The 23,343-nt window shown below is 41.0% G+C and carries 17 protein-coding genes, 1 tRNA gene and 1 pseudogene; 17 read left to right on the plus strand and 2 right to left on the minus strand.

What is annotated here, in order from left to right:
* The 4 genes and pseudogenes from V7K44_RS31300 to V7K44_RS31310 all read left to right on the plus strand — a co-directional run.
* A pseudogene (locus V7K44_RS31300) lies at positions 1–76 on the plus strand (photosystem II protein D1); the annotation flags it as partial.
* 755 nt (positions 77–831) lie between these two features.
* On the plus strand, positions 832–987 hold the full coding sequence (locus V7K44_RS33325) for a GmrSD restriction endonuclease domain-containing protein (protein ID WP_442940727.1): 156 nt from the start codon (positions 832–834) through the stop codon (positions 985–987).
* On the plus strand, positions 974–3,301 hold the full coding sequence (locus V7K44_RS31305; protein WP_334937695.1) for a PAS domain S-box protein: 2,328 nt from the start codon (positions 974–976) through the stop codon (positions 3,299–3,301). Before V7K44_RS33325 ends, V7K44_RS31305 begins: the two co-directional genes overlap by 14 nt.
* 7 nt (positions 3,302–3,308) lie before the next feature.
* Positions 3,309–4,808 carry a hybrid sensor histidine kinase/response regulator gene (locus V7K44_RS31310; protein WP_334937697.1) on the plus strand — a complete coding sequence of 500 codons (1,500 nt, stop codon included), beginning with the start codon at positions 3,309–3,311 and terminating at the stop codon, positions 4,806–4,808.
* 15 nt (positions 4,809–4,823) lie between these two features.
* Here the strand turns inward: V7K44_RS31310 and trhO are convergent, their stop codons facing one another.
* Positions 4,824–5,738 (minus strand): oxygen-dependent tRNA uridine(34) hydroxylase TrhO, encoded by a 915-nt coding sequence (trhO, locus tag V7K44_RS31315; RefSeq protein ID WP_334937699.1) that lies wholly within the window; start codon positions 5,736–5,738, stop codon positions 4,824–4,826.
* Between the two features lie 71 nt (positions 5,739–5,809).
* Here trhO and V7K44_RS31320 point away from each other — a divergent pair.
* The 3 genes from V7K44_RS31320 to V7K44_RS31330 all read left to right on the plus strand — a co-directional run bounded on the left by V7K44_RS31320 (position 5,810) and on the right by V7K44_RS31330 (position 8,142).
* Positions 5,810–5,882, plus strand: a tRNA-Ala gene (locus V7K44_RS31320).
* Between the two features lie 278 nt (positions 5,883–6,160).
* Positions 6,161–6,607, plus strand: coding sequence for a DUF2127 domain-containing protein (locus tag V7K44_RS31325; RefSeq protein WP_334937701.1), 447 nt, complete (start codon positions 6,161–6,163; stop codon positions 6,605–6,607).
* A 128-nt stretch (positions 6,608–6,735) separates the two neighbouring features.
* Positions 6,736–8,142 (plus strand): 1-acyl-sn-glycerol-3-phosphate acyltransferase, encoded by a 1,407-nt coding sequence (locus V7K44_RS31330; protein ID WP_334937703.1) that lies wholly within the window; start codon positions 6,736–6,738, stop codon positions 8,140–8,142.
* 8 nt (positions 8,143–8,150) lie between these two features.
* Here V7K44_RS31330 and V7K44_RS31335 read toward each other — a convergent pair whose 3' ends face one another.
* The gene (locus tag V7K44_RS31335) at positions 8,151–8,333 is read right to left on the minus strand and encodes a hypothetical protein (RefSeq protein WP_334937705.1); all 183 of its coding nucleotides are present in this window, start codon (positions 8,331–8,333) and stop codon (positions 8,151–8,153) included.
* A gap of 515 nt (positions 8,334–8,848) precedes the next feature.
* Between V7K44_RS31335 and V7K44_RS31340 the strand changes: the two genes are divergently transcribed.
* The 10 genes from V7K44_RS31340 (at position 8,849) to V7K44_RS31385 (ending at position 23,341) form a co-directional block, all read left to right on the plus strand.
* Complete coding sequence (locus tag V7K44_RS31340) at positions 8,849–9,256, plus strand: hypothetical protein (protein ID WP_334937707.1); 408 nt, start codon at positions 8,849–8,851, stop codon at positions 9,254–9,256.
* A 670-nt stretch (positions 9,257–9,926) separates the two neighbouring features.
* Positions 9,927–11,387, plus strand: coding sequence for a class I SAM-dependent DNA methyltransferase (locus V7K44_RS31345; RefSeq protein ID WP_334937709.1), 1,461 nt, complete (start codon positions 9,927–9,929; stop codon positions 11,385–11,387).
* Positions 11,384–12,940: a restriction endonuclease subunit S gene (locus V7K44_RS31350; RefSeq protein WP_334937711.1), complete on the plus strand. Its 1,557-nt coding sequence runs from the start codon at positions 11,384–11,386 to the stop codon at positions 12,938–12,940. The genes V7K44_RS31345 and V7K44_RS31350 overlap by 4 nt, the downstream gene beginning before the upstream one ends.
* Complete coding sequence (locus tag V7K44_RS31355; protein WP_334937713.1) at positions 12,937–14,562, plus strand: restriction system-associated AAA family ATPase; 1,626 nt, start codon at positions 12,937–12,939, stop codon at positions 14,560–14,562. The genes V7K44_RS31350 and V7K44_RS31355 overlap by 4 nt, the downstream gene beginning before the upstream one ends.
* A 1-nt stretch (position 14,563) precedes the next feature.
* The gene (locus V7K44_RS31360) at positions 14,564–15,637 is read left to right on the plus strand and encodes a hypothetical protein (protein ID WP_334937715.1); all 1,074 of its coding nucleotides are present in this window, start codon (positions 14,564–14,566) and stop codon (positions 15,635–15,637) included.
* Positions 15,638–16,085: 448 nt separating this feature from the next.
* Positions 16,086–16,322, plus strand: a complete 237-nt coding sequence (locus tag V7K44_RS31365) for a hypothetical protein (RefSeq protein WP_334937717.1) — start codon at positions 16,086–16,088, stop codon at positions 16,320–16,322.
* A 197-nt stretch (positions 16,323–16,519) separates the two neighbouring features.
* Positions 16,520–16,834 carry a hypothetical protein gene (locus tag V7K44_RS31370; RefSeq protein WP_114081968.1) on the plus strand — a complete coding sequence of 105 codons (315 nt, stop codon included), beginning with the start codon at positions 16,520–16,522 and terminating at the stop codon, positions 16,832–16,834.
* Between the two features lie 205 nt (positions 16,835–17,039).
* Positions 17,040–18,866, plus strand: a complete 1,827-nt coding sequence (locus V7K44_RS31375) for a GmrSD restriction endonuclease domain-containing protein (RefSeq protein ID WP_334937721.1) — start codon at positions 17,040–17,042, stop codon at positions 18,864–18,866.
* 507 nt (positions 18,867–19,373) lie between these two features.
* Positions 19,374–22,163, plus strand: a complete 2,790-nt coding sequence (locus tag V7K44_RS31380; protein WP_334937723.1) for a Mu transposase C-terminal domain-containing protein — start codon at positions 19,374–19,376, stop codon at positions 22,161–22,163.
* The gene (locus V7K44_RS31385; RefSeq protein WP_334937725.1) at positions 22,163–23,341 is read left to right on the plus strand and encodes an ATP-binding protein; all 1,179 of its coding nucleotides are present in this window, start codon (positions 22,163–22,165) and stop codon (positions 23,339–23,341) included. Before V7K44_RS31380 ends, V7K44_RS31385 begins: the two co-directional genes overlap by 1 nt.
* Positions 23,342–23,343 lie beyond the last annotated feature (2 nt).

The raw sequence follows: 23,343 nt of genomic DNA on the forward strand, positions 1-23,343 counted from the left end.
TCACAACTTCCCTCTAGATTTGGCTGCTGGTGATTCTGCTCCTGTAGCTCTTACTGCTCCTGCTATCAACGGTTAATTCTGAAGTTTAGCTAAATCAAAAAGCGCTCTCCTTTTACGGAGAGCGCTTTTTGTTTTAATGTATTAGGAATTACAAGTTGTTTTAACCCTAAAACATGAACACGATCTTCTAGTACCTCAAGACTCTTCGACTTTAAATTTATAGATAATATCATGTCCGCATAATTAGTTATGATTCCCACAGTCATTGCACTTCACGCCCAACCCCCTCCCCGCTTGCGGGGAGGGGGGACAAAGCGCAGCTTAGGCGGGGTGGGGTTCTTGGGGTTTAGTAAGTAATCAAGCGGACATGATATAATTGCCGTCTCAATTAGAACCTCTTTCAGGAACTCAGCTATTTCATCCTTCAGTACATATCTCTTCAACATTTATATAATTTATATTATTTATATAATTTAAAGAGCAAAACCGTTGAATTTTATTTCTTCCACTTTCAAATAGTATTGCTGTGGTAAAGTCGTAGCCAATGCTTCTATGCTGACCGTTTTTATAGATTGTAATAAATTAATCAGGATTTGTAGTTATTAAATATTCGGCAAGTCCAAGTTCTTATTTCAGGTGCTTTTCGTAAAATTCAGACAATTTTATCATTAAATAATGCTTATTGCGAATAAAGGCTCTTTGTTGTTTTATCGTAAATTGCCACATTCATTAGTCTGTAGGCATTTCAGGCTATTTTATCTTCCCCCTAGCTGTGCAAGTGATATTTTCTTAGTGTAAACTATCAGACATATTTTACACTGCGAGATTCGCATGAAGATTGAACCTACATATACCTCTGTGGGAAGTCTCTTTGAGTACAGACCGATGTTTTTTATCCCTAAATATCAAAGAGCTTATGCATGGAATTCCGAATCAGTAGAAGATTTTATAAAAGATTTAAAGAACTGTACTAATGCTATTTTCTGAAAATGAAAGCCAAAGGAGTTTTAATTTACTTTTTTCTAAAAATCCCAATCCTATGTGGGTATATAACCAGAATAATCTGCAATTCTTAGATGTAAATGAAGCTGCTGTTTTTCACTACGGCTACTCACGAGAAGAATTCTTGAAAATGCGAATAACTGACATTCGCCCTTCAGAAGATGTGCCTCTCTTGCTTGAATATTTACGACAAAAGCATTCTAGCTTGGACTTTACTGGACGATGGCGACATCAGCGAAAAGATGGACAGATTATTGATGTTGAAATTTTCACACAGACAATAGACTATGGCAGTTATAAGGCTCGCTTAGTTCATATACGAGACATCACAGAACACAAACAAATAGAAAGAACTCTTCAACAAAGTGAAGCTAGATTTCGAGTTATTTCTGAAGCTATTCCTGTTCCATTCATTATTTCGCGTGTGTCTGATGGGTTGATTTTAGACGCTAATACAGAGTTGCTTCAAACATTTCAGTTTTCTCCAGAGTATTTAGTTAATCGCAAAAAAATTGTAGATTTGTATCATAATCTTACAGATTTAGAAGCACTGTTAAAAGTTCTTAATCAGCAAGGTTTTATTCATAATTATGAACTGCAATTAAAAAAAGCAGATGGAACTCGTTTTTGGGCGATCGCTTCTTTACAATATTTAGTTTTTAACAATGAGTCAGCCATTTTAACAGTATTTAATGATATTAATGACCGCAAAAACGCCGAAACCAAACTTCAAGAACAAAATGAGTTTTTGCGGATAATTTTTGAAAGTATACCATTGATGATTGCCCTGGTCAATGCCAATGGTGAACTCCAGTGGGTGAATCAAGAATGGGAAAATATTCTTGGTTGGAAATTTCAAGATTTCCAAACTCATGATGTATTGGAAGTGCTATATCCTAATCCTGAATATCGACAGTACGTAATTAGTTTTATGCAGTCTGCGCAACGCATTTGGGGTGACTTTAAAACTCAGATGCGCGATGGTCGTTTATTGGATACGTCTTGGACTAATGTTTACCTTTCAAATGGTCAAATTATCGGTATTGGGCAAGATATCACAGAACGTAAGCAAACTGAACTAGCTCTAAAAGCCCAAGCCGAACGGGAGCAATTGATGCGAACTGTTGCTCAACGGATTCGTCAATCTTTGAATCTTCAAGATATTCTGAATGCAACAGTTCAGGAAGTGCGAGATTTACTTGGGGTTGATCGAGTAGTAGTTTATCAGTTTGACTCAGAGATGATCGGCACAATTATGGCGGAATCGGTAGAACCTGGATGGATGGTTTCATTGGGTGTAGAGATTCATGATACGTGTTTTCAAACAGGCGCAGGATTGGAATATTATCAGGGACGCAAACGGGCGATCGCTAATATTTATGAAGCTGGACTAACTGATTGCCATATTCGCCTGTTAGAACAGTTTGAGGTGAAAGCAAATTTAGTTGTGCCGATTTTACTAGAAGTAAACTCTCAAAACCCTGGCTCTCACATTTGGGGTTTACTGATTGCTCACCAATGCTCTGGTTATCGAGAGTGGGAAGAAAATCAATTAGATTTGCTCGATCAAGTGACAGTACAATTAGCGATCGCAATTCAACAATCCAGCATCTTAGCGCAAGCTCAAACTGAACTTGTTCAAAGACAAAAAGCTCAAATAAAGTTAAAAACAGCCTTAGCTGAAAAAGAAGTTCTTTTAAAAGAAGTTCATCATCGAGTTAAAAATAATTTGCAAATTGTCTCCAGTTTATTACAACTTCAGTCTCAAACACTCAAAGATCCGGAAATAATCAAAGTTCTTCGAGAAAGTCAAAATCGAATTGAGTCAATATCTCTAATTCACAAAAATTTATATACTTCCGCTAATATCGGACAAATTGATGTCGCTGACTATATCAGTAATTTAGCAGCCAGCTTGCTCATTTCCTATCAAATATGCCCTGGTAAAATTTCTCTAGAAACTGATATAGATTCAGTAAGCTTGAATGTCGATCAAGCTATTGCCTGTGGATTGGTGATTAACGAATTAATCTCCAATGCTCTCAAACATGCTTTTCCCAATCAACAAGTAGGCAGAATCAGTATTGCTTTACACAATATTGGCAATAGTATCGAGATGACTATCCGAGATAATGGGATTGGTTTGCCCGATAATTTAGATTGGAGAAATACTGATTCTTTGGGTCTATCGTTAGTACATGACTTGGTTACAGAACAACTAGAAGGCGATATTACTCTAGAACGCGATCGTGGAACAGTATTCAAAATTAAATTCACGCAGTTAACTTTGCATCAGTAAATATCAAATGGGTCAAGCTAGGATTTTAGTCGTTGAAGATGAAGTGATTGTGGCTAGAACTATTGCTAGTCAACTCAGTCAACTAGGATACATTGTTACGGGTACAGCTTCATCTGGAAAAGTTGCCATTGCCAAGGCATCGGAAACTCAACCAGAACTAGTATTAATGGATATTATTCTCAAAGGTGATATGGACGGTATTGCTACTGCCACTCAGATTCGCGAGCAGTTAGATGTACCTGTAATTTATTTAACTGCTTATGGCGACGATCATACTTTAGAAAGAGCCAAAATTACGCAGCCTTTTGGATACATAGTTAAACCATTTACTACAAAAGATTTAAAAATTGCGATCGAGATTGGTCTTTTGAAACACCGATTAGAATGCGAACTGCGGGAAAATCGAGATCAGTTAGCAACCCTTTTAAACTCAATGAGTGATGCTGTAATTGCCGCAAATGAGCAGGGAAAAATAACATTCATGAATCCTGCGGCTGAGGCGCTGACTGGCTGGCACCAAAAAGATGCTTTAGGAAATGAGGCGGCAAAGATTTTTCATCTTGTCAATGAAGTTACAGAGGCTACATTAGAAAATCCTGTGACAAAAGTGCTGCGTGAGCAACAGGTTGTTTATTTAGGGGAATTCACATCTCTGGTTACAAAAAATGGCAAAAGAGTTCCCATTGGCGATAGTGCTTCACCACTGAAGCGAGGAACTGACCAGATAAATGGTGTAGTAGTTGTTTTTTGGGATCTTAGCGAACGACGGCAAACAAAATTGCTAGAGCAAGCATTGGAAAAGGAGCAAGAACTTAACCGTCTTAAGTCCCTATTTATCTCTACTGTATCTCATGAGTTCCGTAATCCGCTGACTGTTGTTCAAACGGCAGTAGAACTCATAGAAATGCAAGGAGCAAATTTGACAGATACAAAAAGAGGTATCTATTTAAAGCGAATTCAAGGAGCTGTGCAATCTATGGAAAAGCTCATGGAGGAGGTGCTATTTATGGGTCGAGCGGAAGCAGAAAAACTCATATTGAATCCTGCTGCCCTTAACCTGGAGCAATTTTGTCGAGAGTTAATCGAAGATTTTTTGATGGTTGAAAACAGCGTATGTGAAATTATGTTTACCTGTCATAGTGAGAATACATCCGCTGTCATGGATGAAGGACTCTTACATTACCTATTTGGAAATCTTCTCTCAAACGCAGTTAAATATTCTCCCCAAGGTGGCAAAATTCAATTTGATTTAATATGCGACCCCATTGAGAAAGTAGCAACTTTTTATATTCAAGATCGAGGGATGGGCATTCCCGAAGCAGACCAAGCTCGACTTTTTGAATCATTCTACCGAGCCTCAAATGTCAAATCCATTCAGGGTACTGGATTGGGATTAGTAATTGTTAAAAGATGCGTTGATGCTCATCAAGGTCAAATCAGTGTCACAAGTGAAGTTGGAGTTGGTACTAAATTTACAGTAATTTTGCCCTTAAATTCTGAATCATGAGTTATAAATTCTTCTTCAACTCACATCCTGATTTTTGTCGCCAATTTGGGTTTGGTAGTGGCGCCATTTTTCTTGCTGACGCGCTCTTTTCTCCTCGGTGAGGCTATCAAAACAATAGGGACAGGAGATACCTTGCTCATATTTGGGAGACGCTTTATCTTCCTCAGAAATCGCACGCCCACAACAGAGGCACAACTCATAACTTCCTTTCTCCAACCCATGACTAACGGCTACCCGCTCATCAAAAACAAAACATTCTCCTTCCCATAAACTTTCTTGTGCTGGAACTTCTTGCAAATACTTAAGAATGCCGCCCTTGAGATGATAGACTTCTGCAAAGCCTTGTGCAAGCATAAAAGATGAAGCTTTTTCACAGCGAATGCCGCCTGTACAAAAGAGAGCAACCTTTTTGTGTTTAGTTGGGTCGAGATGGTGGCGCACATAATCAGGAAATTCGCGGAATGATTCCGTTTGGGGATTTTCTGCCCCTTGGAAAGTACCGATATTCACCTCATAATCATTGCGGGTGTCAATCACGGTTACTTCTGGATTGGAAATTAAATCATTCCATTCTTGGGGATTGACATAGATACCAACTTGCTCGTTTGGGTCAATTTCTGGCAATCCCAAAGTAACAATTTCTTGCTTCAACCGCACCTTCATCCGCTCAAAGGGTGGGGTTTCGGTATAGGACTCTTTGGATTCTAAGTCTGCTAGACGGGGGTCAGAACGTAGAAACCAGAGAACTGAGTCAATGGCCTGAGGCGAACCGGCAATTGTACCGTTAATCCCTTCAAGTGCGAGCAAAATCGTCCCCTTGACACCTTGTGCTTGGCAGTAAGACAGCAGAGAATCTCGTTTTTCGGCAAAATCTGGCAGCCTAACAAATTTATACAGTGCTGCAACAACTTGAATATTTTCTGGCTTCATCCCTTTGGTAATAGAACAATATAAGTTACAATAACAACGGTAATCAAAGTTATCTACTATTTTAATTTTATGGGGGTTTAGCTCAGTTGGTAGAGCGCCTGCTTTGCAAGCAGGATGTCAGCGGTTCGAGTCCGCTAACCTCCATTAGAAATGTTTGATTAAAATGTGCGATGCTTGCGGTAAATGCTCACCTACGCACATTCAAATCAATTAAAACCCCATTCATTATCAAAAAATGGGATTATTTTCCCTTGTTAGGCAAGGGGTTCGGGGAAAGGAAATTATGGTATTTCATTCATTGCACCAATTCAAAGCCGTGCTTAGTTAAAAGAATCTCTGGATAAGGAGGTAAATTCTGACTTCACAGCACTCAGGTAATTTTGATCGTTCAAAATTTGACTTGTCTATACTTAGGGGGTTGTTTGGAAAAGCGTCCATTGGGGTTAGTGGCAATTGTTCTGTACAAATCATTTGCCGCCTTGCTGCTTATGGTTACTTCGATCGCGTTATTATTGACATTAAAAAATTATCAAACTCTAGAGGCGTTTTCAGAAAATTATGTTTTAGAAAGTAAATCGATAATTATTGATTGGCTTTTAAAAAAAGTTGTTAACTTAAATCCTAGAACTCTGGCATTTAGCGGCATCGGAACAGGAATCTATGCTATTGTTACTGCTATTGAAGCTGTTGGTTTATGGTACGAAAAGCGTTGGGCACATGTCTTGGTACTGGGACTTGTCGGTATCAGTATTCCACCAGAGATTTATGAATTGATTCAGGGAATATCTCTGATAAAAATACTCGTTTTTTTGTTGAATTTAGCAGTGTTTGGCTATCTATTCCGAAATTTTCCTAAACATCCAAACTAAGTTTTTGATCAGAAGGAAGGTAGGAGGAAGAAAGCTACTTGAAATGTTTGACGACAAGAGGCTACGGGTTTACGCAAAACCAAGACCCCACGTTGTACAATCGCTAGAAATACAATCTGGAGAGCAACTTGCCTAGATCGATTCAGTCTACTCAACCACCACTAAAATTTATTCCTCAACGGTTGAATCCGCTGGTACTCCATATTGTTCGGTGGTTACTGCCGATCGCACTACGGTTTCGTACTCGCCCTTGGCTACCAGCTGGGATTGTCAAAGTTGAAGCTCAGAATGTTGAGGTATTAGCTGAACTCTATCAACAATTCCAGGCTGGAAAAATTCGCTTTTTGTTGGCATTTCGCCACCCAGAGGTGGAAGATCCTCTTTGTATGCTGTATTTGCTTTCCCGCATTGTGCCACAGGTTGCTCGTCAGGAAGGTATTGCACTAAAATCCCTGGTTCATAGCTATTTTCTCTATGACCGGGGTATGACGGTTTGGGCTGGAGATTGGCTAGGGTGGCTATTTTCACGGGTGGGGGGTGTGCCGATTCATCGCGGTAGACGACTAGATCGGCAAGCTATTCAAACAGCACGAAAGTTGTTTGCTAATGGCGAACTACCGATCGCAGTGGCACCGGAAGGAGGTAATAATGGTCATAGTGGTATTGTTAGCCCACTGGAACCCGGTGTTGCTCAAATGGGGTTCTGGTGTGTAGAAGACTTACAAAAAGGCAACCGGACTGAGACTGTGATCGTTGTGCCGATCGCTATCCAGTATCGCTACGTTGAGCCACCTTGGTCTAAACTGGATTGGCTGTTGAGCAAATTGGAAGCTGATAGTGGTTTGTCGGCAATGGAAGTTGATCGGGGCTGTGGCGAAGATATCTACTATCAACGCCTCTGTAGGTTAGCTGAATATCTCATTACCGAGATGGAAGAGTTTTATCGTCGCTTCTATCATCAAGACATCCCAAAAACCATCTCAACTGATGAACCTGCTACTCCTAATCAGGTGTTGATTGCCCGACTTTATCGCTTACTAGATAAGGCTTTAGAAGTTACCGAGCAATATTTTGGAGTTCAAGCACAGGGAAATTTTATTGACCGCTGTCGCCGCTTGGAAGAGGCTGGTTGGAGTTACATTTACCGAGAAGATTTACCAGATATTAATGCTTTAGCACCCTTCAAACGCGGTTTAGCAGACTGGATTGCAGAAGAAGCTGACTTGCGAATGCGGCACATGCGGATAGTGGAAAGTTTTGTTGCAGTCACAGCTACTTATATTCAAGAACAACCAACGGCGGAACGGTTTGCGGAAACTGCTTTGCTTGTATTCGATATGCTTTCTCGAATTCAGGATACAACGCTTCCGGGACGACCGAGCTTAGGTTTGCGACAGGCACAAATCACTGTGGGAGAGCCAATTTCAGTTACAGAACGCTTCAGAAATTGTCAGGGCGATCGCCAAGCGTCTAGACAGGCTGTGAGCGATTTGACAAAAGATTTGCAAATCGCTTTAGAGAAGATGATTAGATAACAGAAATTCTAAGACTTTTTCGCTCGAATTTTGTCCAATATTGCACCTTCATCAAAAAATTTCTTTTGAATTTCGTCCCATCCTCCTAAATCTTGAGCTTTGAAGATCGTTTTAATTTTAGGAAATTTGCCTTCCGTTTCTTTTGTAACAGTCAGGTCAACAGGACGAAATCCTAATTTGTGCGACAACAAGCACTAGTTGTCCACGGTGACAAGCAGTAGTTGTTCAAGAAGCACCCTGAAATCCTTATTCTCTCGTAAATGCGATCGCATAAAAAATTCTATTGACAAGCATTAATTGACCAAGAGTAAAAATACTAGGCATTAGTTGACCAAAAGTAGTAAATTGAACTCATCGTGCCAGGAGATGCAAGTATGTCAGCACTACGTGGACTTGCATTACATAAAAAGTTCAGCGTTGGTAAAATTTGACATTAGCTGAAGCAATGTTTGAAAAGATACTGTAATGTCCCGAACCGAAGCCTTTACAAGAACCGAATTAATAGACCTAGCTTTAGAATTAGCAGAAGAATGAAATCTGAAAGACTTAAACCAGCTAGGGTTTGAAATTCCAGTGCATGGATGCTCGCGTTGAGAAACTTTTTCTCTACTTCAACTGGCTACCAATGCCAACCAAGGCAACATAGCCTAAAATTGAATGGCAAAATTTATACTATCTGAGCCTGGTCGTCCAGAATTACGAAAAAATGGGGAAACTACACACCTCAATCATTCAAGTTCAAGCTGAACTTCTCAATTTGACTTACTTACTCGCTGAAACCAAACCCAAGGAAGATGAACAACAAATCATTCCTTCACGGGCACTGAGCATGGCGGCAAAGTGTGGACTTGCTCTGCATAAAAAGTTTGGTGGAGGTAGAAATATAGCTTTAGCTGAAGCACTGGCAGAGCAAAAACCTTTGACTATGGAAGATATTAATACAATGGCAGATTTTTTTGAGAAATTCAAACTGGATAAAAGCGAACCTGGATGGTATGATCCCGAAAATCCGTCTTCCAAGTGGATTCGTTGGTTACTTATGGGAGATGAGTCTGGCAGACAATTGGTAGTAGACACGAAAAATATAATTGAAGAAGGCTTGAAGGATAAATGAGTAAAAATAAAAACTGAGTAGTATTTATAGAAATAAAACAAAAATAAAGCTTTCACTTTTTCCTCTGTAACTCTACTATATTGGTGATCGCTATCAACCAGACTAATATTATTACAGTAATCTCCCTGTTAAAAGGTTAAATCTTATACTGTAATGCCATTAAGCGACGCCAAGACCAGAATAGATTTTATCGACCCAGCGTTACAAAAAGCAGGATGGAACTTACAAGACCCTAATTAGTTAGGGTTTGAAATTCCAGTGGATGACTAAGACGCAGAACTTTGAAACGGGGTTACTGACTACTACTTGTATCAGCCTAACAGTGAAATGATTGCTGTAGTCGAAGCGAAATGACAAAGCCGTGACCCTCCTATTGCTTAAGCACAAGTTGAGTATTACCTTAGATTAATGCGGCGGAGGTTAGCTTTAACGCTTCCTTTCTGTATCCAGTGGATGGTAGGCTTGCAACGAAATCTTTGTACTAATTTACGGTCAATCGCTACTACGAGAAACAATTATTATAGATTCACTCTGTTTACAAATTCAGCGAAATGGCGGCAATATAGTAATTTGTAACTAAAATTAAGTGTCATCGAAAGCCATCACAAAAACTGCTGGAAAAATAGTTGACGCAGCAGATACCCCTTAGGGGTAAGATAAATTTTCGCTTATGAGTAGTACCACGACCTACGACCTAATTGCCAAGCTCTGGAATCTCTGTAACGTCCTCAAAGATGATGGCGTGACGTATCACCAATACGTCATTGAACTGACGTACCTGCTGTTTCTGAAAATGGCTAAGGAGACCCGCACCGAAAACCAGCTTCCAGAGGGTTACCGCTGGGACGACCTGGAAGGGAAAGCAGCAAATGAACGTCTGGATTTTTACAAACTACTGTTGATTCACCTTGGTAGTCGCGGTTCTACGCTTGTTAAAGAAATTTTTGCCAACGCCAATTCCTCTATCAACAAGCCCAATACACTTTCTACACTAGTTACTGAGATTGACAAGCTTGACTGGTACAGCGCCCGGCAAGAAGGACTGGGCGACGTGTATGAAGGGCTGCTGGAGAAGAACGCTAATGAAAAGAAATCCGGTGCTGGTCAGTACTTTACACCCCGTCCGCTGATCGATAGTATGGTGCATGTTATGCGCCCTACGTTGAAGGACGTTATTCAAGACCCCGCAGCAGGAACAGGCGGTTTTTTAATCGCCGCCAATCGCTACATACGCGAAAACAGTGACCCTAATACCTGGACAGAAAAACAGCAACGCAAGTACCGTGGCAATACCTTCTACGGCATGGAGCATGTGCAGGATACGCACCGCCTGGCGTTAATGAATCTAATGCTGCATGGGCTAGAGTTTGATCCGCAAGGGGCAGGTATCCGCTACGGCGATACGCTTTCACCAGAGGGAGAAGCATTGCCGAACGCGACGCTCATCCTTACAAATCCACCTTTCGGCTCCAAGAAAGGGGGTGGCTTACCTACCCGCAAAGACTTTATTTTTCCTACCAGCAACAAACAATTTTGCTTTCTGCAACACATCTATGGTGGTCTCAAGCCTGGTGGTCGTGCTGCGGCCATTTTTCCAGACAATGTGTTGTTTGACAGCAATGTGGGTAAGCAGATTCGCGCTGAATTAATGGAAAAGTGCAATCTACATACCATTCTCCGTCTACCAAGTGGTATTTTTTACGCTCAGGGTGTTAAGACTAACGTGCTGTTTTTCACTCGTGGTAAGAAAGAAAAGGGTAATACCCAAGAAGTTTGGGTGTACGATCTGCGTGCTGACATATCACAGTTTGGCAAACGCACCCAACTCACACGCAAGCATTTTGTTGAGTTTGAAGTCGCCTTTGGCGATGACCCGCTTGGTAGCCCTGCGAATCTTACCAAGCGTGTAGATACTGGCGAGCAAGGCCGTTTCAGAAAATTTACCCGTGAATGGATCGCTGAACGCAGCGACAATCTGGATATTTCCTGGCTCAAATATGAAAACGAAGCTAACACAGATACACTACTCGAACCAGCGACACTCATACGAGAAGCGATGGGCGAACTTGAAGCCGCTCTGGAAGAATTGCGCGGAATTTTAGGAGAGTTGGGAGAGGAAGTTGAAGCGTGAACGAACTTCCTGAAGGCTGGACGCTAACCAAGTTCATGGATGTATTTGATATTCAAGGTGGTACACAGCCACCCAAAAGTACCTTTCAATATGAACCCCAGCCTGGTTACATACAACTGTTACAAATTAGGGACTTTGGTGAACACCCCGTTCCTACTTACATTCGCGATACACATACTCTAAAAAAATGTACTGAGCAAGACATTCTCATTGCTAGATATGGTGCATCTTTGGGACGAATATTAACTGGGCTTTCTGGTGCCTATAATGTGGCAATGGCAAAGGTATATATTCCAGAACCAATACATAGGCGGTTTGTATATTATTTATTGATATCTGAAATATTTCAAGCACCATTGCGTCTAGTTTCTCGTTCAGCTCAAAATGGATTTAATAAGCAAGATATTGCCGAGATTGAACTTCCCCTCGCCCCACTCAAAGAACAAAAACGAATCGCTGATAAGCTTGATCCTCTGCTTATACGGCTTGATGCTTGTCGAGGAAAACTGGATCGCATCCCTTTCATCCTCAAATGCTTCCGCCAATCCGTGCTTGCAGCAGCAACATTCGGTCAATTGACTGAAGATTGGCGAACTACCTACTTTGTAGAGTCGGAATTTAATAATTACAACATTTCTGGAAAGCTTGCTGACTTTGCTGATGTGATTGATCCGAATCCTTCACATCGCTATCCATCTTACGAAGGTGGAACAATTCCCCTTCTCGCTACAGAGCAAATGTCTGGTTTGGATGGTTGGGATATTTCATCAGCAAAGTTAACAACATCTTATTTTTACCAAGCAAGAAAAGCATCTCATGATTTCTTAGATGACGACATCATCTTTGCTCGCAAGGGCCGTCTTGGTCTTGCTCGCAATCCTCCTACAAATAGCCGCTATGTATTTAGCCATACGGTTTTCATAATTAGAGCAAAAGCTGACAAAATCTTACCAGCTTATCTTCTATGGTTCCTTCGGCAAGAATGGTGTATTGAGTGGCTCTCGTTAGAGATGAATAGCAACGCAGGGGTTCCTACTTTAGGTAAATCAGTGATGGAACGTCTACCTGTTCAAATTCCAAATTATACTGAGCAACAAGAAATTGTCCACAGGCTCGAAAACCTGTTTACCTACGCTGACCGCCTCGAAGCCCACTATCAAGCCGCCTGCGCTAAGATCGAGCGTTTGACACCAGTACTATTGGCTAAAGCCTTTCGCGGTGAATTGGTGCCTCAAGACCCTAACGATGAACCAGTATCGTCCCTGTTGGAACGGATTCGCACTGATCGAGCAGCACAACTCGCTAAAGCCAATAGAGCTATGACTAATAGAAAACCAGCCATAACCAAAATGACCAAAGAATCTGTTAAGGAAACAATTCGGCAATTACCTAAGGACAAATTTTCATTCGATGAACTGCGTGAAAACCTCACTGGTGATTATGACTCACTAAAGGATATCCTGTTTACACTCCTCAGTGAAGCCGAGCCGATTCTTACCCAGGTCTTCGATCAAGAGGAGCGAGCGATGCGTTTTTTTCGGTCAGGCAAATGAAGCTTTTAAGGGTTCGCATCATTTCTGCTAAAACTTGCGGGGGGCTACTTGATGGACTGAACTTACAGTTACGAAGTCCATTTAGCGGCTATTCTGGGTTTGATCCTTTATGTCTTATTGGGCCGAATGGCGCAGGAAAATCTCAATTCTTGCAAGTGCTAACAGAAATTTTTCAGTCTGTTTTCCACACATGCATTCCCAATGAAGAACGTTCCGAAGGGCCAAACTTGCATTTCGAGCTTGAGTACCTCATTCACCCAGAAGATGAGCAGCTACCTGTCCGTGTCCGCATTTCACGGAAAGCCAGTGGTAAAAATCGTCCAAGCCTTGTAATCGAGCGGAGAGATGAAGATGAATACGACTGGATAGAATGTGACCTCAAAGCTCCTGAAACCCATAAACTTTTGCCTCAAAAGATTGTTGGCTATACGTCAGGCGATAATGAAACGCTTAGTTTGCCGTTCCTCTTAAGCCGCAGCGGGTACGCGAAGGATGTAACCGAAAGTGCATTACACGAGCCAAAACGCGTTCCCGATACTCGGCTAATGCTGATTGACTATGGAACGCACCTTGAAGTTTTTGTGGCAAATCTCCTGTTGGGTGATGCTTCCCAGTGGGATTTTCTGCTACAGGATGCAAAACTGCAAAACCTGCACTCATTTCGTTGCATAGTCCAACTTGCACACAGTGCAGCCCCGAAGATTCCAAGTAGGAGAGGCTCACAAAGTAAGCGAAAAGGAATACAACTTACCAAGGAACTGGAAGATTATCTCGATCAGCTCAAGCGTTGCGCTACCTGCTACACCTATGACGATAAAACAGAGACGTATACCTTTGACTATTGGATAAATGACCAGACAAGAGAAGCGTTTCGCTCGTTTTGGAACAACACGCTTGATTTGTACTCGTCATTCCACAAGTTCGCAATGTTAAACGACTTGGTACTTCCCAAGAAAACCCGCGACCGGTTTCGGAAAGACACAAAATCGAGAAGGTTTGCTTCACGTCTTCCAGAGCCTCAGGATGAGGATAAGGTTTTCCGATTTGAACGGGTTATGTTTACTGCCCAAAGAACTGGTAAAGAAGTAGATTATGTATCACTTTCCGATGGTGAACATCAGCTTGGGCAGATTCTTGGAACATTTTGTATGTTGTCATTTCCTAATGTACTTTTCCTGCTTGATGAGCCTGAGTCTCATTTCAATCCGCTATGGCGGGTGAAATTCATTTCACGAATACTCGATCTGCCTACTAAACATGGCGATCGCAGAGAATCTGCTAAAGCTACTGAACAAGAGTGCTTACTAACAACACACTCGCCTTTCGTCCCCTCTGATATGCATAGAGACAAAGTTTTTATTTTTAGCAAAGACGAAGAAGGGAAGATTCAAGTCCAAAATCCCAATATTGAGACATTTGGCACTACATTCGACACAATCATTGAGGAATGCTTTAACGTTCGCCCACCTATGTCACAAGTTCCTCATGATGAAATTAAAAGACTTATGGAGATTGAAGATTCCGAAGAGATTAAGGCAGGGATGCAGCATCTGGGTGATTCTGTCGAGAAAGCATTTCTTGTTGATCGACTGTTGCAGCTAAGAAATAGGGATGAGGTGTAGGATGCTGTTTGGGTATCCTGTTTCGGCAACAGCGGAAAATTGGCTTCACGAATGCTTACGCGAGATTCTGTGTTCAATTCATACAAGCCTAAAAGCAGCAGCCACTCTGCCAGCATGGCCTGAAATTATTCCAGCGCGATACCGAAAAAGGCTGGAAAAACGCCGAGGGCTGGAAGATAGGTTGAATAATTACAAGACAGCTCTAGAAAAGCTTACCACCGCAGAACAGAACCGAATTCTTCAAGCATTCCATGACCAAAATCAGATTCATCTTCTCTTGTCTTGCCAATTGAACTGTGAAGCTATCGGTGATTTGCCAGAAGCCATTCATGAGCCAGTAAAAAAACTTTTTGAATTTGGGTTTGAACTTCTCACAAAACTAGAAATCCGCGATAAGCACTACAAGGCTATTTATGATGCGGCTCCATCTCATACATGTCCTTTCTGCGGATGTGAGAACTTTGATGCACCAGAAGCACCTCGTGAAGCATTAGATCATTACCTTGCACAAAGTAAATACCCGTTTGCAGCTTCAAACTTGCGTAACCTCGTTCCAATGGGAAATAAATGCAACTCACGCTACAAGCTTGCTGAGGATATTCTCAGTCAAAAAAACGGTACTCGTCGCAAGTCGTTTGACCCATACAAGTGTACAGGAATCAGACTCTCTCTCAACAAAAGTCAGCCTTTTGCTGGTAAAACTGGTCAAGTACCAAGATGGCAAATAGAGTTTGAGCCGAATACTGAAGAGGTAATCACTTGGGACGAGGTGTTCCACATCCAAGAACGATATGAAAGAGACGTGCTAAACCCGAAATTCAAAAGTTGGCTCGATGATTTTAAGCATTGGTGTAAATCTGCCAAGATAACGCCTAGTTCTGACCAAGAATTGCTGGATGGGATCAATAGTTATGCAACTTTATATGAGGAAATGGGGATTAGCGATCGCGCGTTCTTGAAAGCCGCTGTATTCCGAATGTTGCACACACATTGCCAGCAGGGTGATCAACGACTTATTTCATTGATCATGAATATTGTGAACCCAGGACAAACCAATTTGCGGCAAGCCCCATAAACTAAATTAATTTTGACGCGATCGCTTTCATCTTAAATAAGTAAATCAGCAAGAAATCGAACCCGTTCAACTAACCTTATCAGGATTGGGTTAAACCGCGTGATAAGGGGAATGGTAGACGAACTCAAATTTTATTTTACAAAATGTGCTTATGTTACAGCCAGCAAAACAGTAGATCAGTTTGTAGAACGGTGATTTATTTGAGAAATCACTGGCTGGCAGCGAAATCATCTATATCGTTATGAACCTTATCTTGCTTTTTTTCAACCGTTTAAACTAGCTCCACTTCCACAAAATGATCAATAGTACAAAGGTTGCCCTTGAACGCAATCCCTGTAATTATTATAGTCGTGATTCACGACTAAACATTTGTAACCCCTGATATAAGGTAATGGACAGAGATGCTCTTTCAACCCAATATAGAATCGACGTACTCAGTAGACTACCTTTGGAGCCTTTAGAATACTGCCAACGTTGGGTTGAAGTATCACCTGATGAACGGGGTTATCGGAAAGCCTGTGTAGCCGCTCTAGCGGAAGCCACAGCCTTGAGTCCACGCACGATTAACGACTGGGGGGCTAATTTTGAAAAGCGTCCTGACCACGTTCTACACGTCCTCAGAATGGCGGATATGCTTAACCAGATCAGGAAAATTGTCTTACCCCCTGATTATCCGCAAAAATAATTTAATCGGAATTTCCGACTAAAAGACTAGTATTGTGGGCAGAGATTTCTTAATCTGTAGACTGTTGTATTAGACTGCCGCTTGAGTATAACAGCAGTTGCCTTCACTTTTGAATCAACAAATTAACAGTAGGCAATAGCCAACATCAAATTACTCAAGCCTTCATCTGGTACTTGCCCATCCATTACCAGCCCCAGATGTTTGTGAGACTTTCCCCTAATCCAGAAGAGCAGAGGATTGATGCTATCCGTCAGCTGCCTTTGGAGCCAATGGAATACTGTCGTAAGTGGGTAGATATTGACCCAGCCAGAGGTTATCGCAAAGCTTGTATCAATGCTCTGGCACAAGCCACAGGGTTAAGTCCTCACACCATCAAAGACTGGGGAACTAACTTCGACAGACGACCCCATTACATTCCTTTCCTGCTGCGACAGGCTGATTTACTCAATCAATTTAAACAATTAGTTATCAGCCAACAAATAATTTTGCCACCCAACTTTCTTACTAACTAACTGTTCGTGATTTACGAGTAACTTGTGATAAAACCTCTTGCTGACACGTTATGAGGCGCTTTATTGTGTCTTATATCTGTATTCATTACCGTGAAAACAAGTGACATTATCTCATCCTAAAATTGCTCGTAATTCACAAAAAAAATCTAATTTATCTGCGCTGGCAGCAGTATGTGAGCAAAGAATAATAACCTCAGAACAGCAAATGCATTCTATCAGCACATTTGACATCACTAAATATCCTTTACTCGATATTTTAAAAGATATAAAAACTGGACGTATTCAACTGCCAGATTTTCAACGAGATTGGGTTTGGGATGATGCTCATGTGCGTCGTCTACTTGCCAGTATCTCGCTTGCATACCCCATTGGCGCAGTCATGATGCTTCAGCAAAGTAACCAGCAAGTGCAATTTAAACCTCGCCTCATCGATAACGTCCAAGAGCCAAAGTACGATAATCCCAGCCTGTTAATTCTCGACGGTCAGCAACGCCTAACCACTTCATTCATGGTTTTGCTGTCAGAGCAACCCGTTGTCATTAAAGACCAAAAAAGCCAAAAGTTGATAAAAAAATGGTACTACCTCGATATTGCCAAATCCCTTGACCATAATATCGACCGCCGCAGTGCCATTATCGCTTTCCCAGAATCAAAACAACTCCGAACATTTGGTGGAGAAATTATAGACTGTTCCACCCCAGAAAATGAGTATGAAGCCGGACTATTCCCATTATCAAAAATCTTCTTCTTTTCGGAATGGAGAAGTAAATATTCCAAATATTGGCAATATGATGCTCAAAAACTCGAACTCATCGACACTTTAGAACTAGAAGTACTCAAAAAATTTGAGCATTATCAAATACCAGTAATTCAACTACGCGACTCCTTACCCAAAGAAGCAGTTTGTCAAGTGTTTGAAGATACCAACACCTCCGGCTGTGACCTCAACTACTTCGACTTGATGAGTTCTAGCTACTGCGCCAATGACTTCAGCCTGAGAGACGACTGGAAACTGCGGGAAGCTCATTTTCAGCAATTTAAAGTATTACGTTTAGTCCGTAACACTGACTTTGTACAAGCCGTAACCTTGGTAGCTGGCTACGTGCGGAGAATGGAAGCAATAAAAAAAGGAGCTAATCTAGACAAATTGCCTGGTGTCTCCTGCGGTCGTGGAGATGTTTTAAAACTTTCCATCCCAGAATACTCAACCTGGGCAGATAAAGTTACCGCAGGATTTGAGGAAGCAGCCAGATTTCTACATGGGCAGAAAATTTTTGACGCAATAGATTTGGCTTATCCAATTCAACTAGTTGCCTTGGCGGCAATTTTGACTATTTTAGGAGAACGTTCCCGTTCTGTTAAATCTCGTTCCATGCTGGAACGTTGGTTTTGGTGTGGGCTGTTCAGTGAGATGTATACAGGATGGCATGAAACCCGCACAGGACGAGATGTATTAGAAATACCACAGTGGCTGCAACAAGGCAGTTTACTTCCGTCCACAATCCGAGAAGCCAATTTCTTCCCAGAGCGGTTGCTGACCGTAAGAAAGCGTTATGGTGCAGTTTATCAAGGCTTATCAGCACTGCTGCGACTTTCTGGGGCAATTGATTTCATTACAGGCGAAGAAATCAATGATGTCCTTTATTTTGAAGAACAGATTGATTCTCACCATATCTTTCCCGTCGCTTGGTGCAGAAAGCAAGGCATCGACCCCAAAAAATATAACTGCTTAGTCAACCGCACCCCTTTAAGTGCCAAAACCAATAAGAGGATTGGTGGAAAAGCGCCTTCAGCCTACCTCCAAGAGCTTGAAATGTCTGGAGTATCACCGCAAAGATTAGATGAAATATTGCGCTCACATGCTATTGATCCAGAAACTCTACAACAAGACGACTTTGAGAAATTTTTCCACACACGAACAAAAGCGCTACTGAAATTGATTGCTAAGGCAATGGGCAAGTCTTTAGAGATTGAAGCTTTTGAGAAATTGGATGGTAAGGATCAAAATGAATATACAAGCAGAATAAACTAAAAAATCCTATTCAAGCTTTATTTATGCTAGTTACAAACATCTTGAAAAAACTTAAATGATAGTTTATCTAAACAGGAAAGTATTATAAATACATTCTTCAAGCAAATGCATTTTTTAAATCAAAAAACGGATATCCGTTTTTTGATTTAAAACTAATATATCGTTATTTTGTTTTTAGTGTGCTACAAATTAAATACCTTGTTGCAATAGTCTGCGGACTTTTACTAAATTAATGTATTCTTGTAGTGCTAATAATGTAAATTTAGGTAAACTAATTAATTCAAACAACTGTATTATGCTAATTATTAGATAATAGCTAATGAGCATATTGAATAAATAAACGATGAAGCAAAAAGTGTATTAACCAATAAAATTGGATAATACAATTAACTTGTTTTGGCTGTTTTAGTGATGAAAAAAATGAAAGTATAATTGCCATTATTTTTTGTACTAAATTTATTGTTCGGTAATTATAAATTTTTTAACAATAACTAAATAGGGTTTACAATGCTCACCCAAGATGAATTTGACCTTTGGTGTCGCCACCTGAACCTAAGCGAACAAGCTAGGAAAGTTATAGAACAAATTCGCTCATCCGAACCATCACGTTTGGTAGGTGGAGGTAAAAAGAATGTTGCTGGTCGTTACCCCAGCCGTAAAATGGGAGTGACTATACAGTTTGAGTCTCATCGCAATGAGTTAGCGCATATTTACAAACTGGAGCATGACGAAGATGTACTTGAATTCTACGACCAGCCGCCGCCAATATTTCTGGATTACCTAAGCAAAAAAGGACGGCGAAATTACCACAGTCATACACCTGACTTTTTCGTAATCCGAAAAAACTTTGCGGGCTGGGAAGAGTGCAAGACAGAAAAGGATCTATTAAAACTAGCACAAGATAGCCCGAATCGGTGGCAGCGCGAAGATGAGAGCAAATGGCGCTGTCCGCCAGCTGAAGAATACGCCTCTCAATTTGGTCTTTATTACGCTGTCCGTTCCTCGGCTGAAATTAGTTCAATATTTGTACGGAACTTTGTCTGGCTGGAAGATTATTTCCAAAATAAACAACTGGAAGTAGATGAAGCAATAACTTCTGCCGTACTCACTCTTGTAAAAACCCAGCCAGGAATCACTTTAGCCAATATAACTAATCAAGTTGAACAAGCGAGCGTCGATGACTTAAATATCCTAATTGCCACAGATCGCGTCTATGTTGACCTCTATACTACTTTCTTAGGTCAACCTGAACAAGTAGAAGTCTTTCTTGATCAAGAGGAAGCATTTGCTCACATGCAGATGTCAAAAATTTCTGCTCCAGCGTCTGCTAGCAATGTTTGTACTCTTAAAATTACCGTTGGAACCTCTATCTGCTGGGATGGGATTATCTGGCAAATTGTTAACACAGGTGATAAATCCATTGGTTTGCTTAAAGACGATGGAAAGTTTGTTGACCTCCTTAACGAAACTTTTGAGGAATTAGTTAATAAAGGGAAGATAACAGGTCTCCTTGTATTTGAAGAATCACCCATCAATTCTGAAGTTGAAGAATTAATAAGTAAGGCAAGTAAAGAAGACCTCAAAGAAGCCAATACTCGTTACAAAGCTATTGAGCCATTTTTAAATGGGACTTCCTCTACAAAACCTAATCGCACTCAAAGACGTTGGCTTGCCAGCTACCGAAAGGCTGAAAAAATATACACAAGAGGTTTTGTTGGACTATTCCCCAGACATAAAAATAAGGGCTGGTATAGGGAAGGTATTCCAGAAGAAGTGCGATTGCTGATGGAGGAGCATATTGGAGAAAATTACGAGAATATCAAGCAGCACTGCATCCGTCACGCCTACGAATCTTTCAAAGAAATATGTGATGAAAAAGGATACAAACCTCCCAGTAGTGAATCCTATCGCCAAGCAGTAAGAAATCGTCCTCTTCATGAGCAAATTAAAAAGCGCATGGGCGATCGCGCTACCTATAAAGAGGAGCCTTTTTACTGGTATCTGTATCGAGAAGAAACACCTCCCCACGGCGATCGTCCCTTTGAAATTGGTCATATAGACCATACAGAGGCGGATGTTGAACTCCTCAGTTCAATTATGTTGAACCTTGGCGTTGATTACAGCAATATAAATGAGATCCCCAATATGGGAAAGGCTTGGGTGACACTGCTAATAGACGCTTACAGTCGAAGAGTATTAGCGATCTATATGACCTTTGATCCACCAAGCTATCGATCCGACATGATGATTTTGAGAATTTGTGTCCAAAAATACGGACGGCTTCCTCAAATAATTGTGATGGACGGAGGACCTGATTTTAAAGGCACTTACTTTGAAGCTCTCCTTGCTTACTTCATAATTACCAAAAAGCAAAGACCCGCAGCAAAGGCCAGATATGGTTCAGTAATTGAGTCTTTCTTTGGAGTAGCTGATAAGGAGTTTTGGCACAACCTGATGGGCAATACCCAAATTATGAAAAATGTTCGGCAGGTCACAAAAGGGGTGAATCCCAAAAATCATGCCGTTTGGACGCTTACTAAGCTATATGCCTACTTTTGTGAATACTGCTATGAAGTTTATGACACTTGCCCCCACCCAGCTTTGAAGATGAGTCCTCGTGAAGCTTTCAATATTGGAATAGCACGTACCGGTATTCGAGAGCATATGTTCATAAAAGAAGAGGAATTTACGCTCCTAGCGTTGCCATCACCCAAAGATCAAGAAGGTAGCAGAAAAGTGACTCAGGAGGGCATAAAAATTAACTACCTCTACTATTGGCATCCCTCCTTTAGCCGGATTAGAAACACTAAAGTAGAGGCCAGGTTTGACCCATTTGACATCACGCTAGCTTATGCCTATGTCAATGGTCAGTGGACTAAATGCCATTCGCGCGATCTACGAGAACTTCAAGGTCATTCAGAAAAAGAATTGATAATTGCAGCAGCGGAATTAAAAAAGCTTAACCAGCTTCAGAATAAGCAGTTCAATGACATTACGGGCAAAAAACTGGCTCAGTTTTTTAGCCGCATTGAGATGGAAGAGGCTGCTCTTACTCCAGCGTGGCGTCAAGCAAAAAAAGCTATACAAGTTCAGCGGCAGAAGGATAGAGAACTTAAGCAAGTTCATGCACAGATTGAAGGGCAATTAATTGAGCCTGATAAAGATGGTTTGCTCACTATTGACACTCCTATTGCTATTGCGACTGAAACATTAACAGTGCAACCAACAGAAACTTTTAAACCAGAACTTGATGATGTAGATTTGGATGAAACTTTTGAACCTTTAGAGGAATGGTAATGGTTATTCAATATGGATTTCCACGTGAATTACTTGACCAATCAATTCAGGAGCGGATGAACTTTTTCAAAAAGCCTGATGTCACATTTATGCACCGAAATTTGCTGACTGTCTTTAACAAAACTCACCGTATTATTCTTAAACCTGCGGGAGCCTCAATTATTTTAGTGATTGGTCCATCTGGTGTTGGGAAGTCAACCTTGCTGCGTTTACTCTACAAAAAAATTGTTGAACAGAGTATTGCAAAAATGAAAATAAACCCCGGTTGGATTCCTATTGTTTGGGTTGAAGCACGTGCACCAGGCAAAGGGACTTTTAGATGGAAAAGCTTCTACGAAATTATCTTGCAAGCTGTGGATGAACCCGAAATTCAGCAAAAAATTAGTTACAACGACAATGGTATTCGTCGAGATAGTGATGGGAAACTTGTCATTAATACAAGAAGAACAACGGAAGATGCACTCCGTTTAGCAATGGAGAATGCTTTAATTCATCGTAAACCTTATACGTTGGCAGTAGATGAATTTCAGCATATTGGCAAGATGGCTGGAGTGGAGCTTTTACAAGCTCATATGGATTGCGTGAAGTCGGCTGTAAATATTACAAAAGTTCCTTGGACTGGGTTTGGCACTTATCAACTACTTGACTTCCTTGAACTGAGCCCACAATTGAGTCGACGTACTAAGATTATTCACTTTCCACGTTATTGTCTTGAGTTCGATGAAGATATTAAAGAGTTCAAGAGGATACTAGAGCATCTCCAATACCGAATGCCACTTCTGGAGGCTCCCCCTTTGAAAGAAAAATACTGGCAGTTTTGCTACGAACGCTGCATTGGCAACTTTGGCACTCTCAGAGATTGGCTAACGGATGCCTATGATCTTGCTCTTTCTGAAGAGGCGAATACTTTAAGCCTCGAACATCTAAAAGAAACAGCCTATAAAGATTTTGAGTGTGAAGAAATGGCTTTAGAGGCAATTAACGGTGAGAACAAGCTTAGAGATAGCGAAAATAGGAGTAGGAACTTGCGTGTCATTTTAGGTTTGGAGAAGGGCCAAACTCACGAGCAAGATAAATTGTCAACGAAGGAAAGTATCGAACATAAAAAAAATTTTAAATCTAATAATACAAAACCATTCCAACGTAATCCTAAACGTGATCGGCTGGGAGGTCAATAAGT

The organism is Nostoc sp. (assembly GCF_036917235.1).
GTDB lineage: Bacteria > Cyanobacteriota > Cyanobacteriia > Cyanobacteriales > Nostocaceae > Nostoc.

What these genes read in the sequence shown, in the direction of transcription:
- V7K44_RS33325 (WP_442940727.1), top strand. Translation starts at nt 832, where the DNA reads ATGAAGATTGAACCTACATATACCTCTGTGGGAAGTCTCTTTGAGTAC.
- V7K44_RS31360 (WP_334937715.1), top strand. Translation starts at nt 14,564, where the DNA reads ATGCTGTTTGGGTATCCTGTTTCGGCAACAGCGGAAAATTGGCTTCAC.
- V7K44_RS31305 (WP_334937695.1), top strand. Translation starts at nt 974, where the DNA reads ATGCTATTTTCTGAAAATGAAAGCCAAAGGAGTTTTAATTTACTTTTT.
- V7K44_RS31380 (WP_334937723.1), top strand. Translation starts at nt 19,374, where the DNA reads ATGCTCACCCAAGATGAATTTGACCTTTGGTGTCGCCACCTGAACCTA.
- V7K44_RS31355 (WP_334937713.1), top strand. Translation starts at nt 12,937, where the DNA reads ATGAAGCTTTTAAGGGTTCGCATCATTTCTGCTAAAACTTGCGGGGGG.
- V7K44_RS31340 (WP_334937707.1), top strand. Translation starts at nt 8,849, where the DNA reads ATGGGGAAACTACACACCTCAATCATTCAAGTTCAAGCTGAACTTCTC.
- trhO (WP_334937699.1), bottom strand. Translation starts at nt 5,738, where the DNA reads ATGAAGCCAGAAAATATTCAAGTTGTTGCAGCACTGTATAAATTTGTT.
- V7K44_RS31385 (WP_334937725.1), top strand. Translation starts at nt 22,163, where the DNA reads ATGGTTATTCAATATGGATTTCCACGTGAATTACTTGACCAATCAATT.
- V7K44_RS31345 (WP_334937709.1), top strand. Translation starts at nt 9,927, where the DNA reads ATGAGTAGTACCACGACCTACGACCTAATTGCCAAGCTCTGGAATCTC.
- V7K44_RS31375 (WP_334937721.1), top strand. Translation starts at nt 17,040, where the DNA reads ATGCATTCTATCAGCACATTTGACATCACTAAATATCCTTTACTCGAT.
- V7K44_RS31370 (WP_114081968.1), top strand. Translation starts at nt 16,520, where the DNA reads ATGTTTGTGAGACTTTCCCCTAATCCAGAAGAGCAGAGGATTGATGCT.
- V7K44_RS31310 (WP_334937697.1), top strand. Translation starts at nt 3,309, where the DNA reads ATGGGTCAAGCTAGGATTTTAGTCGTTGAAGATGAAGTGATTGTGGCT.